Source organism: Blautia obeum ATCC 29174, from assembly GCF_025147765.1.
GTDB classification, from domain to species: Bacteria; Bacillota; Clostridia; order Lachnospirales; family Lachnospiraceae; genus Blautia_A; species Blautia_A obeum.
Window position 1 is genome coordinate 975,295 of sequence record NZ_CP102265.1, and the last position, 12,676, is coordinate 987,970.

A 12,676-nucleotide genomic window follows, 5' to 3' on the forward strand; every position below is an offset into this window, starting at 1 on the left:
AGTAATAAATGATAAAAAGAAATCCATCTCAACAAAGGGCGATCGCCCACCTGTCAGGACCAATGATGGTTCTGGCAGGCCCCGGTTCGGGGAAAACTTCCGTAATTGTAGAACGAACTGCATATATGATAAATGAAGGCGGAATCTCACCTTCTAATATTCTGGTCGTGACTTTTTCCAGGGCGGCGGCAAAGGAAATGAAGGAGCGCTTTTTAAGTTTTACCGGACAGCAGTATACTCCGGTTACTTTTGGTACATTTCATGGCGTGTTTTATGGAATATTGAAACAGGCATATGGATTTACTGCGGCTAATATTCTGTCTGATGAAGAAAAATTCGGCATTTTGAGAGAACTGACGTTGAATTATGGTGGTGATCTGGCAGAAGAAGGAGATTTTCCGGAAGAGATTGCCAGGGAGATCAGTGTGGTGAAAGGAAACAAAATTGCACTGGAACATTACTATTCTTCATGCTGTCCGGATGAAGTGTTCCGACAGATTTACCAGGGATACCGTGAAGCCTGTCAGAGCAGACGTAAACTGGATTTTGATGATATGATCCTGTATTGTTATGAGCTTTTTGTGCAGCGAAAAGATATTCTGGAAGCATGGCAGAAGAAATTTCAGTATATTCTTGTGGATGAATTTCAGGATATCAACCAATTGCAGTATGATATTGTACGCATGCTGGCAAAGCCACAGAATAATTTGTTTATCGTTGGAGATGACGATCAGTCGATTTATCATTTTCGTGGTGCAAGGCCTGAAATTATGCTGAATTTTACCAGAGATTATCCGGATGCGGAAACAGTTACACTGGATGTGAATTATCGATGCAGTGGACAGATCCTTTCAGCAGCGATGCACGTGATCGGAGAAAATAAAAAACGTTTTTCCAAAAAGCTTTCCACACCGAATCAGGTAGGTAAAGCGGTTCAGATACGGGAATTCCAAAATCCGAGAGAAGAATATCTTGCAGTTGTCTCGGAACTCAGAGAACGGATGGAAAACGGAGAGCGTCTGGAAGATACGGCAATTCTTCTTCGAACGAATCAGGAGGCAGAAGGACTGGTAGGTGCATTGATGGAACGACAGGTCCCGTTTAACATGAAGGAAAAACTCCCGAATCTTTTTCAGCATTGGATCTGCCGGAATCTTCTTGCCTATATGCATTTTGCAGCAGGGGAAAAGAACAGGAAGTATTTCCTTGAATTTATGAATCGGCCCAATCGATATATTTCCCGTGATGCCTTGTCATTATCATCAGTTGTATCCTTTGAAGAACTAAAAGAATTTTATAAAGATAAGGACTGGATGTGTGACCGTATCACAACATTGGAAACGCATTTGCGAGTGCTGAAGAGTCTGGCACCTTATGCTGCAATTAATTTTATCCGAAAGGGAATGGGATATGAAGAATACTTGCGTGAATATGCAGAGTATCGTAAAATAAAACCAGAAGAGCTGAGTGAGATTCTGGACCGGTTGACAGAAAGTACAAAAGGAATGAACAGTCTGGAAGAATGGGAATCCTACATAGAAGAATACACAGAAAAGCTTGAAGAGCAGGCACGAAAAGCTGAGCAGGAACGGGAGGGCGTTCTGATCTCTACACTTCATGGGGTGAAAGGTCTGGAGTATGAACAGGTGTATATCCTGAATGTTAATGAAGGTAGTATGCCTTATCGAAAAGCGGTACTGGAACCTGCCATTGAAGAAGAACGCAGACTGTTTTATGTCGGAATGACACGGGCCAGGAAACAGTTGGCTTTATGTTACGTGAGACAACAGTATGAGAAGAAACGGGAACCGTCCCGATTCTTAAAGGAGGCTGGAGTATGAAGGCGGTTATTTATTTTACAGAAGTTCCACAGCAGTACGAACACAAAAATATGGAGCACATGATAGGGGAGAAACTGCTTGCGACGGGACTCTACAAAGAGTATGGACTGAAGCTGGCATTTGAACCGAGGGCTACCGGTGAACATGGCAAACCATTCCTTACCCTGCAGCCGAAGATACATTATAATATTACACATTCCGGAAAATATGTAATGTGTATCATCGCAGACCAGGAAATTGGAATAGATGTGCAGGTGCATAAAAAGGTAAATTATGAACGGATGCTGGAGAGAATGGTTCCGGCGGATATGATTCGAGAAATACTGGACAGTGATGAACCGGAAAAAGCCTTTTTTACGCAGTGGGTATTAAGGGAAGCCTATATTAAATGGACGGGAGAAGGCCTGTCCCGAGATCTTCGAACGATTTCCATGGATGATGGAATTTACCTGATGCTGGAACTCGGAGAAGACTATAGTGGCGCTGTGTGGTCGCGTAAACCATTGGAACTGCGATGGGAGCATGCGGAAGTACAGCTGCCATGAAATATTGTGGCTAAAATATTGGAGTGATACAGAATCCCGTGGCGAAAGCTGCGGGATTCTTTTTGTACTAAATCCGGACATTGGACATATATTAGTGTAAAAGAGATACAGTCGTTCGCAGTAGTAAAAGAGGTGAGGACGATCAGGGCGGGACAGATTCAGAGTCTTTTTGCCGGAAATATCCGGAAACTTCTGGAAGAATGTGTGATAGATTACGAAAAACTTTATGAAATCAGACTTCGGACAGGCCGACCGGTATTTCTGTGTTATGGAGACGGAGAAAAATTTCTCCGAACCGGAAATGGAATGCCTTATCGGGTAACGAGACAGGATCTGAAAGAAACACTGGAGTATATCAGTGGATATTCTCTTTATGCTTATGAAGATGAAATATGTCAGGGCTATCTGAGTGTACAGGGAGGGCATCGGGTAGGAATTACCGGAAAAGTCATTCTGGATGGGGAACATATCCGGGGGATGAAGTATATTTCCTGCATCAACGTGCGGCTTGCACATCAGGTACAGGGGTGCGCAGATGAAGTGTTGCCGTATATCCGAAATGGAGAGCAGGTATATCATACACTGATCATTGCACCGCCAAGATGTGGAAAAACCACCCTTCTCAGAGATATGATACGGCAGATCAGCAATGGGACAGATAGAATCCAGGGAAAGACAGTAGGAGTGGTGGACGAGAGAAGTGAACTTGCCGGATGCTATCAGGGAATACCACAGAATGATCTGGGGATGCGGACAGATGTGCTGGATGCCTGCCCAAAGGCAAAAGGAATGCAGATGTTGCTGCGTTCGATGTCACCGGATGTTGTGGCTGTAGATGAACTTGGGAAGAAAGAAGATTTTAAAGCGGTAGAGTCCGTGGTCCATTGTGGGTGTAAATTGTTTGCGACAGCTCACGGAAATTCACTGGAAGATATTTTAAGACAGCCCTTTTTTCAGAAACTGAGAGAACTGGAAGTCTTTGAACGATATATTGTTCTTGGAAAAAAAGGACATGCAGGAAGTATAGAAGCAATATATGATGGGAAGGGAAAACCATGCTGAAACTGGTGGGAGCTGTCCTTATTATCTTCGCGTCCGCAGGACTGGGATACTTAAAAAGCAGAGAACTTATGCTACATGAGAAAAATCTTGAAGAGTTTTTACAGGTTATTTTATGCCTGAAAGGAGAGATACGGTGCGGAAATAGCTCGCTTTCGGATGCGCTTCGCGATACGGCATGTCGATGTCGGGGAAGGTACGAGGAGTTTTTAGAAAGGGTGGCTGCATGCATAGAAGCTAACACAGAAGAGAAACTCAGCATAATTTTTCAAAATTGTACAGAAAATTACCTTACAGATTTAAAACTCGATGAGGATGAACGGAGAAAAATAAGTTTGCTGGGAGAGAAACTTGGCTATCTGGACCGGGAAATGCAGATTCGGCAGCTGGAACTATATGAAACAGATTTTCTTTATCTTTTGCAAAATCTGCGGAAAGATAAAGAGGAAAAGAAAAAAATATATCGAAGTCTTGGTGCTATGGGTGGCATCCTGCTTGCAATATTATTCTGGTAATTCCGGAGAAAGGAGAGAGAATGGAAGTTACGATCATATTTAAGATTGCGGCAGTTGGGATACTTGTTTCCATTCTTTCTCAGGTATTGAAACACAGTGGCAGAGATGAGCAGGCTTTTATGGTAAGCCTTGCGGGTTTGTTGATCGTTCTGTTTTGGATCGTTCCGTATATTTATGAATTGTTTCAGAACATCCAGAAGTTATTTGTAATCTGAAAGGAGCAGAAAACGTGGATATTATCAGAATATCTCTGCTGGGAATCTGCGGTGTAGTGCTTGGCTTTTTTTTGAAAGGAACAAGAACGGAATATGTTTCGTTCATAACGATGGGGATAGGTATCATAATTCTGGGACTGGCTGTGGATAAACTGGATTATCTTTTCCGGATGATCGGAAAAATACAGCAGAGTCTGTCGGTGGATCCGGAGTATTTTCTTACGCTGATTAAAATGATAGGAATTACATATATTGGGCAGTTTTCTGCCGGGATCTGTAAAGATGCAGGATATCAGGCAACCGCGTCACAGATTGAACTTTTTTGTAAATTATCTGTCATGGTTCTGAGTATTCCCGTATTGATGGCATTGCTGGAAACGATTCAGGAGTTTCTGGGATGAAGCGCCGAAAACAGAGCAGAAGATGGCGTGGAAAAAAATATGCACCAGTTATGATAGGAATGCTCGTATTACTGATGAATCTGGCGGATCTGAAAATTTCGAATCTGATATCGGGAAGTATTATCTGTCAGGCAGCTGAAAGGCAGTCAGAGAATACAGAGACTGAAAATAATTCAGGAGGGACAGAGAAAGAAAAGATAACGCAGACGGAAGCCAGCACGGTATCGGATATCCTTGAAGAACTTGATCTTTCACGGGTGCAAAGGATGCTGGACCAGATGCTCGGAGAAGAAAGCTTTTCCATGAAGGACATGCTGGATGGTCTGATAAAAGGAGAAAAGGTATTATCTGAAGATACTGTGCAGGAGATGGTGCACAGTTTTTTATTTTCCGGTCTGGAAAAGGAAAAGAGTCTTCTGATAAAAATACTGCTTCTTATTTTACTATCTGCTGTACTGGCGAATTTTGCAGATGTTTTTGAGAGCGGACAGATTGGAGATATCTGTTTTTATATTGTCTATTTGTTGCTGTTTATTCTGCTGATGGATTCTTTTTCATCTGTTACCAGGTCCGTGCAGCAGACGATTACATGGATGGCGGAGTTTATGAGAGGACTTGCCCCGGCATATTTCCTGACTATATCGATAGCGGCAGGGAGTTCGACGGCAGCGGTCTTTTATGAGGGGGTTCTGATCCTTACCTGGCTGATCCAGGAAGTAATATTGAATCTTCTGTTTCCGGGAGCATGCCTGTATGTGCTGATCTCGCTGATCAACAATCTGTCAAAAGAGGAAATGCTTGGAAAAATGGCGGAACTTCTGGACACTGCAGTGAGTTGGGGATTGAAAACACTTCTTGGTATGGTAGTGGGACTGCAGGTTGTGAGAGGACTTATTGCTCCGGTAATGGATACTTTAAAAAGAAGTGCACTGGGAAAGGCAGCAGGTGCGCTGCCAGGAGTGGGGAATGCAGTGAATATGGTTACAGAGCTGGTACTGACAAGTGCGGTACTTGTGAGAAACTGCCTTGGAGTTGTTATACTGTTTGCTTTTGTGGCAGCAGGGGCCGGTCCGGTGATCCATTATGGAATTTTGTCCCTGCTCTATCGATTTCTGGCAGCAATAGCGCAGCCAGTCTCGGAAAAAAGGATCGTAGATTCACTTGCAACGATGGGAGAAGGCTGTGCGCTGCTCCTGCGTATTCTTTTTACGGCAGAGATTTTATGTATCCTTGATTTTGTTATTTTGATGACCGGGATTGGAGGAAGCGGATGAAAGAGGAAATTTATCGATGGGTAAAAACGATTGCTTTTTTCTATATTGTCTTTTCGGCAGTGCTCCATCTGGTGCCGGATGTAAAATATGAACGTTATATTCGTTCTTTCATGGGAATCCTTCTGATCTATATTTTAAGCACACCTGTTTTTAACCTGTTTGGAAATGGGGAAAAACTGCTGCAGGAATTTCGATTAAATTATCAGGAAGAACTGACAGCACTGGAAGAAAAAAATACAGAAAATCTTCAGGCACTTTACCTGCAGGAGAATTACAGTAGGGAGCTGCAAAAAGAAATTTCGAAAAAATGTAAGGAAAATGGAATAGAAACAGAGGATATCGTCGTACATATAAATGGAGATCAGATTACGGCGGTGATCAGTACAGCGGGAAACATTACACAGGAGCAGGAAAGGGGAATTCGGGATGGACTTGCCAGGGACTTCGGAATCGAAGAGAAAAACTGTCAGCTTCTTATGGGGAAAGATGAACAGACAACATTGGCTGGTGATTCTGCTTCTGGGCCTTTTACTGATGGTAATCGCATTTCCCATATCGAAAACAGAGACTGAAACAGAAAATCAGAATTATTCAACGACGACAGGTGAAAATATGGAAACCAAGACAGATCTTGAGATGAAACTGGAAGATCTTTTGAAAAATGTTGAAGGGGTAGGAAATGTGAAAGTAATGCTGATGACAGAGAGCGGACAGGGGCTGTATGGTTCTGGGGGAAATGAAGTTACCGGAGTGCTGATCGTTGCAGAAGGAGCAGATAATTCTGTGACGGTCCGGAAAATACAGGAGGCAGTAATGGCATTATTTCAGATAGATGCTCATAAAATTAGAATAATGAAAATGAAATGAGGAGTTAAGACGTGAAAAAAATATTCAAAAAAAATCAGGTGATCATCACATCTCTTGCAATTCTGATCGCCGTAGCCGGGTATTTGAACTTTGCAGATGTAGATTTGGGAATTGGTGATAAAGAGGCAAGCACGGACAATAGCAGTATCCTGGACCAGGTAGAGTATGATCTGAGTGATGAAACAGCGGTAGCAGATGAAAATGCAGAGACTGCTGCGGAGACTGCGGAAGTACCAGATGGAAGCAGTACGCCGGGAGAAGCGGTCCTTACAGGAGCATCGGATTTTGCAGCACAGGCAAAATTATCAAGAGAACAGGTTCGCTCTCAGAGTAAAGCGGATCTGCAGGAGATCCTGAACAATACAGAGGTTGGAGATGAGCAGAAACAGGAAGCAGTAAATACGATGGTGCAGATGACTGAAATATCCGAAAAGGAAGCTGCCGCAGAAATGCTTCTGGAGGCGAAAGGATTTGAAAATGCAATTGTCAATCTGACGGGTGAGACTGCAGATGTGGTTGTTCCGGAGGCTGAGCTGGAAGATGCACAGCGTGCACAGATTGAAGATATTGTAAAAAGAAAGACAGGAATCACACCGGAAAATATTGTGATCACGCCATTAAATGAAGGCAATGATGAAGCGGCAACAGATACGACCTCGGAAAGTGATGGCGAAGAGAAGACAGATGAGCAACAGACTGATACATACAGGGAGCAGGAAACTTCAGGAGAAGATATTGTTACGGAAGGAATCTATGATTAAAATGCGTCTGTATGGTTATTTGCAGACCGTATCCTGCAGGGTAACTGTCCGGACTTTTGAGCCGGGCAGTTCTTCCCTTTTTTTCTTGACATCAGGGTATTTGATATACTAGAATAAAAAGTTGTATAGAAATTGGATAATTGAGAAAACAGATAATAGACAGGAGGAAAAACGTGTCTAAGTATGCGAAAGAAATAGAAAAAAGAAGAACCTTTGCCATTATCTCCCACCCGGATGCAGGTAAGACAACTCTGACAGAGAAATTCCTGCTGTATGGAGGCGCCATTAATCTGGCAGGAAGTGTTAAGGGTAAAGCTACATCCCGCCATGCAGTGTCTGACTGGATGGAAATAGAGAAAGAGAGAGGTATTTCTGTAACTTCATCTGTACTGCAGTTCCATTATGATGGCTATTGTATCAATATCCTGGATACTCCGGGACATCAGGATTTCTCTGAAGATACTTACCGTACACTGATGGCTGCTGATTCAGCTGTCATGGTTATTGATGGAAGCAAGGGTGTAGAGGCACAGACCAGAAAACTCTTCAAAGTCTGCGTTATGCGTCATATTCCTATTTTTACTTTTATCAACAAAATGGACAGAGATGCAAATGATACGTTTGATCTTCTGGATGAAATAGAAAAAGAACTCGGAATTGCAACATGTCCGATCAACTGGCCGATCGGTTCCGGTAAAAAATTCCGCGGAGTTTATGATCGTAATACACATAAAGTTCTGACTTTCTCTGATACACAGAAAGGAACCAAGGAGGGTGTGATCGAAGAAATTGACATTGATGATGCACGGCTGGATGATATTGTGGATCCGGATCAGAGAGAACAGCTGATGGAAGAAATCGAACTTCTGGATGGAGCGAGTGTGGATTTTGATCAGGAACAGGTAAGCAAAGGAAATATGACACCTGTCTTTTTTGGTTCTGCGCTGACAAACTTTGGTGTGGAAACATTTCTGGAACATTTCCTCAAGATGACAACATCGCCACTTCCGAGAGTATCCGATGAAGGCGAGATTGATCCGATGTCAGATGATTTCTCGGCATTTGTATTTAAGATTCAGGCAAATATGAATAAAGCACATCGAGACAGAATCGCATTTATGAGAATCTGTTCCGGCAAATTTGATGCTTCCCAGGAAGTTTATCATGTGCAGGGGGATAAGAAGATGCGTCTTCTTCAGCCACAGCAGATGATGGCAGAATCCCGTCATGTGGTAGATGAGGCATATGCAGGAGATATTATCGGAGTATTTGATCCGGGCATTTTTTCTATCGGAGATACGATCTGCGCACCTGGAAAGAAATTTGCATTTGAAGGGATTCCGACTTTTGCACCGGAACATTTTGCAAGAGTTCGTCAGATCGATACCATGAAGCGTAAACAGTTTGTTAAGGGAATCAACCAGATCGCACAGGAAGGTGCAATCCAGATCTTTCAGGAGTTTAATACAGGTATGGAAGAGATTATTGTCGGTGTTGTTGGTGTCCTTCAGTTTGATGTACTGAAATATCGTCTCGAGAATGAATATAATGTAGAAATCCGTCTGGAAAACCTGCCATATGAGCATATCCGCTGGATTGCAAATAAAGAAGAAGTTGATGTTGCCAAGATTGTCGGAACTTCCGATATGAAGAAGGTTACAGACCTGAAGGGCAATCCACTGCTTTTGTTTGTAAACGCATGGAGCGTAGGCATGACAGAAGACCGTAATCCAGATCTGGTACTGACAGAATTCAGTAAATAAACGCTTTTATTTTGCAGTCAGATTTGATATACTAAGCCTATAAATAATTGACAGATTCGTTATTGTGAACGGAGTGAACAATAACAAAATTCGATTCGAAATCCGCAGGAGGAATTGGAATGGCAGAAAAAAGAACAACTTATAAATTACAGGATGTAGGTGGGATTGGTGAAGTTAAGATTGCTGATGAAGTAGTAACTGTTATCGCAGGACTTGCGGCCACAGAAGTTGAGGGTGTCGCTTCCATGGAAGGAAATATCACCAATGAACTGGTAAGCAAGCTTGGCGTCAAGAATCTTTCCAAGGGTGTTAAGATCACTGTACTGGAAGGTGTGGTTACCGTGGATCTTACTCTGAATATTGAATTTGGAAAGAATATTCTGGAAGTCAGTAAGAAAGTTCAGGACAAAGTTAAATCATCCATTGAGAATATGACAGGCCTGGAAGTAGCAGATGTAAACATCCGTATTGCAGGTGTTGATATGGAGAATGATAAGTAAAGGAAATTGGAAGAGAGAAAAAAGGAAAGTAAACCTTTCCTTTTTTCTTTAGGAGGAAACATGCGAAGAAGCGAACAGAGAGAACATATTTTTAAACTGCTGTTTATGACACAGTTTAATTCTGAAAATGAAATGTCAGATCAGGTTTCCATGTATTTTGATACACTAGGAGAACTGGAAGAAAAAGATCAGGAAGCAATACAGAACAAATATCAGCATATTCTGGAACATCTGGATGAGATCGACCAGATCCTGAATGAATACAGCCGTGGATGGAAAACTACACGAATGAATCGTGTTGACCTGACTGCATTGCGTCTGGCTGTTTATGAAATGAAAATGGATGAAGAAGTACCGGTTGGAGTTGCTATCAACGAAGCAGTAGAACTGGCAAAACTTTTTGGCGGGGAAGACTCCGGCTCTTTTGTTAATGGTATTCTTGGAAAAATCGCCAGTGGTAAGAAGGACTCCGGTGAGGAACATAAGAAACCACGTCGTCAGACTCATTCTGCAAAGATTATCATTCGTTCATCCAAAAAGGATGGAAAAGCTTCCAAAGATCAGAAAAATCCTGAGAGAGCGTCTGAAGAAAGCACAGAATAATAAAAATGAAAAATATTTTTTCAGTGGGCCAGATCAATCGATATGTCAAGAATATGTTTACACAGGATTTTATTCTGCAGAAGATCTATGTAAAGGGAGAAGTTTCCAACTGCAAATATCATACCAGTGGACACATTTATTTTTCATTGAAAGATGAGACAGGAGTGCTTTCCTGTGTAATGTTTGCCGGACACAGAAGAGGACTGGCATTTCGAATGAAAGACGGTGACCGTGTCGTAGTAGGTGGTGCCGTGGATGTATATGAGAGGGATGGCAGATATCAGCTGTATGCAAAAGAAATTTCGCTTGAAGGAGCAGGTGCACTTTATGAGAGATTTCTGGCGTTGAAGACAGAGCTTGAAGAGATGGGAATGTTTGCACAGGAGTACAAACAGCCAATTCCGGCTTTTATCCACAGGCTGGGAGTCGTTACTGCGCCTACGGGAGCGGCCGTGCAGGATATAAGAAATATTTCACTGAGACGTGATCCTTATCTGCAGATTATTTTGTATCCGGCACTTGTACAGGGAGAAGGAGCAGCAGACAGTATTGTACGTGGAATCCATATGCTGGATCAGGCAGAGGTTGATGTGATTATTGTCGGACGAGGCGGTGGATCGATCGAAGACCTCTGGGCATTTAATGAAGAAAAAGTTGCCAGAGCTATTTTTGAGTGCAGGACGCCCATTATTTCGGCAGTAGGTCACGAAACTGATTTTACGATCGCAGATTTTGTGGCAGATCTTCGTGCCCCAACGCCTTCGGCAGCTGCAGAACTTGCAGTGGCGGATTTCAGACAGATACTGCAGAATATTGCTGGCCTCAGAGACCGTATGCAGAAGGCAATGCAGCGCAGGGCAGAACTTGGCCGTGCACAGCTGATGCAGTATCAGATGCGTTTTCAGTATCTGAACCCGGAAGCAAAGCTCAGGGATAACAGACAGCGTCTGGCTGATCTTGATGAATTGCTTCGAAGAGCAATGAAAAACCGCATTGCAGAAGAAAGACATATGCTTGGAATCTATCTGGAACGATACAGAGGACTGTCTCCTTTGTATAAATTAAATCAGGGATATTCTTTTGTTTCGGACAGAGAGGGAAATGGAATTATATCCACAAAACAGGTACATTCCGGAGATCTGTTGGAGATTTCTGTGACAGATGGTGTGATCGAGGCAGAAGTGCGAAGCAGCAGGAAGGAAGACTGGAATAAATGACAGAACAGATTCAGAAAACAGATACACAGAACAGAGAAATAGAAGAAGTCTTTCAGGAACTGGACACCATTGCTGAAAAGCTGGAGAGTGGTGACACATCGCTGGAGGATTCTTTTCGTTTATACAAAAAAGGTATGGAGCTTCTGAAATACTGCAGTGACAGACTGGATACTGTAGAAAAGAAGATGCTTCAGATGGATGAGGATGGGACATTACGTGAATTTTAAAGAAGAATTACAGCAGAGAACAGATTATGCAGAAGAAGTGATCCGCAGATGGCTTCCGGAAGAACGTGGATTTTCCAAAACGATGGCACAGGCGATGAACTACAGCATGTGTGCCGGCGGCAAGAGACTGAGGCCGATCCTTCTTCTGGAGACTCTTCGATTATTTGGAGGGGATGAGAAACTTGCTGAACCGTTTATGGCGGGAATCGAAATGATTCATACACATTCTCTGATACATGATGATCTGCCGGCAATTGATAATGATGATTATCGCCGTGGTCGTCTGACTACGCACAAAGTGTATGGTGAGGCAATGGGCGTATTAAGCGGTGTGACACTTTTGAATTATGCTTATGAGACCATGTTTCGTGCATTTGAACTGACAGATGACAAAGACAGGGTGATCCGGGCTGTGCGGATTATGGCAGAAAAAACAGGTATTTACGGTATGCTGGGCGGTCAGAGTGTTGATGTGGAAAATGATGGCAAACCATTGGAGAAGGACCTTCTCGATTACATTTATGAACACAAAACTTCTGCACTGATCGAAGCGTCCATGATGGCAGGAGCTGTTCTGGCAGGAGCGGACGAGGAACAGACCTCCATGATCGAACAGGCTGCATCGGATATTGGTCTGGCATTCCAGATACAGGATGATATTCTGGATGTGACAAGTACCAGTCAGGAATTGGGAAAGCCGGTACACAGTGATGAAAAAAACAACAAAGTTACTTATGTGACTCTTTTTGGGGTACAGAAAGCATCTGAGCAGGTCAGAGAACTTTCTGAAAAAGCTCTGGCAGTTCTGGACAGACTGTATAATAAAAATGAGTTCCTGACGGAGCTGGTCATGGAAATGGCAACCCGCAGGAAATGAAAGAGGGATAC

Annotated in this window: 16 protein-coding genes; all 16 read left to right on the plus strand. The window is 42.9% G+C overall.

Annotated features, from left to right (window positions below; genetic code table 11):
- The first annotated feature begins 8 nt into the window (after positions 1 to 8).
- The 16 genes from NQ503_RS04665 (at position 9) to NQ503_RS04740 (ending at position 12,665) form a co-directional block, all read left to right on the plus strand.
- On the plus strand, positions 9 to 1,841 hold the full coding sequence (locus tag NQ503_RS04665) for an ATP-dependent helicase (protein WP_005426979.1): 1,833 nt from the start codon (positions 9 to 11) through the stop codon (positions 1,839 to 1,841).
- Entirely contained in the window at positions 1,838 to 2,386 is a 549-nt protein-coding gene (locus NQ503_RS04670) for a 4'-phosphopantetheinyl transferase family protein (protein ID WP_005426978.1), read from the plus strand. Before NQ503_RS04665 ends, NQ503_RS04670 begins: the two co-directional genes overlap by 4 nt.
- 141 nt (positions 2,387 to 2,527) lie before the next feature.
- Positions 2,528 to 3,448, plus strand: coding sequence for a stage III sporulation protein AA (spoIIIAA, locus tag NQ503_RS04675; protein WP_044926047.1), 921 nt, complete (start codon positions 2,528 to 2,530; stop codon positions 3,446 to 3,448).
- Positions 3,442 to 3,960 (plus strand): stage III sporulation protein AB, encoded by a 519-nt coding sequence (locus NQ503_RS04680; RefSeq protein ID WP_005426974.1) that lies wholly within the window; start codon positions 3,442 to 3,444, stop codon positions 3,958 to 3,960. Before spoIIIAA ends, NQ503_RS04680 begins: the two co-directional genes overlap by 7 nt.
- A gap of 20 nt (positions 3,961 to 3,980) precedes the next feature.
- The gene (spoIIIAC, locus tag NQ503_RS04685; protein WP_005426972.1) at positions 3,981 to 4,175 is read left to right on the plus strand and encodes a stage III sporulation protein AC; all 195 of its coding nucleotides are present in this window, start codon (positions 3,981 to 3,983) and stop codon (positions 4,173 to 4,175) included.
- Positions 4,176 to 4,189: 14 nt separating this feature from the next.
- Entirely contained in the window at positions 4,190 to 4,576 is a 387-nt protein-coding gene (locus NQ503_RS04690; protein WP_022389258.1) for a SpoIIIAC/SpoIIIAD family protein, read from the plus strand.
- Positions 4,573 to 5,850, plus strand: coding sequence for a stage III sporulation protein AE (locus tag NQ503_RS04695; protein ID WP_005426969.1), 1,278 nt, complete (start codon positions 4,573 to 4,575; stop codon positions 5,848 to 5,850). Before NQ503_RS04690 ends, NQ503_RS04695 begins: the two co-directional genes overlap by 4 nt.
- Entirely contained in the window at positions 5,847 to 6,422 is a 576-nt protein-coding gene (locus tag NQ503_RS04700; RefSeq protein ID WP_005426967.1) for a stage III sporulation protein AF, read from the plus strand. Before NQ503_RS04695 ends, NQ503_RS04700 begins: the two co-directional genes overlap by 4 nt.
- A gap of 40 nt (positions 6,423 to 6,462) precedes the next feature.
- The gene (locus tag NQ503_RS04705) at positions 6,463 to 6,717 is read left to right on the plus strand and encodes a stage III sporulation protein AG (RefSeq protein ID WP_022389260.1); all 255 of its coding nucleotides are present in this window, start codon (positions 6,463 to 6,465) and stop codon (positions 6,715 to 6,717) included.
- An 11-nt stretch (positions 6,718 to 6,728) separates the two neighbouring features.
- Entirely contained in the window at positions 6,729 to 7,478 is a 750-nt protein-coding gene (locus tag NQ503_RS04710) for a SpoIIIAH-like family protein (protein WP_070102238.1), read from the plus strand.
- Positions 7,479 to 7,651: 173 nt separating this feature from the next.
- Positions 7,652 to 9,241, plus strand: coding sequence for a peptide chain release factor 3 (locus NQ503_RS04715; protein ID WP_044925960.1), 1,590 nt, complete (start codon positions 7,652 to 7,654; stop codon positions 9,239 to 9,241).
- Positions 9,242 to 9,360: 119 nt separating this feature from the next.
- Positions 9,361 to 9,741, plus strand: coding sequence for an Asp23/Gls24 family envelope stress response protein (locus tag NQ503_RS04720; RefSeq protein WP_005426959.1), 381 nt, complete (start codon positions 9,361 to 9,363; stop codon positions 9,739 to 9,741).
- A gap of 60 nt (positions 9,742 to 9,801) precedes the next feature.
- On the plus strand, positions 9,802 to 10,344 hold the full coding sequence (nusB, locus tag NQ503_RS04725) for a transcription antitermination factor NusB (RefSeq protein ID WP_005426957.1): 543 nt from the start codon (positions 9,802 to 9,804) through the stop codon (positions 10,342 to 10,344).
- A gap of 5 nt (positions 10,345 to 10,349) precedes the next feature.
- Positions 10,350 to 11,561, plus strand: a complete 1,212-nt coding sequence (gene xseA, locus NQ503_RS04730; protein ID WP_117592608.1) for an exodeoxyribonuclease VII large subunit — start codon at positions 10,350 to 10,352, stop codon at positions 11,559 to 11,561.
- Positions 11,558 to 11,788 (plus strand): exodeoxyribonuclease VII small subunit, encoded by a 231-nt coding sequence (gene xseB, locus NQ503_RS04735; protein ID WP_005426954.1) that lies wholly within the window; start codon positions 11,558 to 11,560, stop codon positions 11,786 to 11,788. Before xseA ends, xseB begins: the two co-directional genes overlap by 4 nt.
- Positions 11,778 to 12,665, plus strand: coding sequence for a polyprenyl synthetase family protein (locus NQ503_RS04740; RefSeq protein ID WP_055055475.1), 888 nt, complete (start codon positions 11,778 to 11,780; stop codon positions 12,663 to 12,665). The genes xseB and NQ503_RS04740 overlap by 11 nt, the downstream gene beginning before the upstream one ends.
- Positions 12,666 to 12,676: the final 11 nt, after the last annotated feature.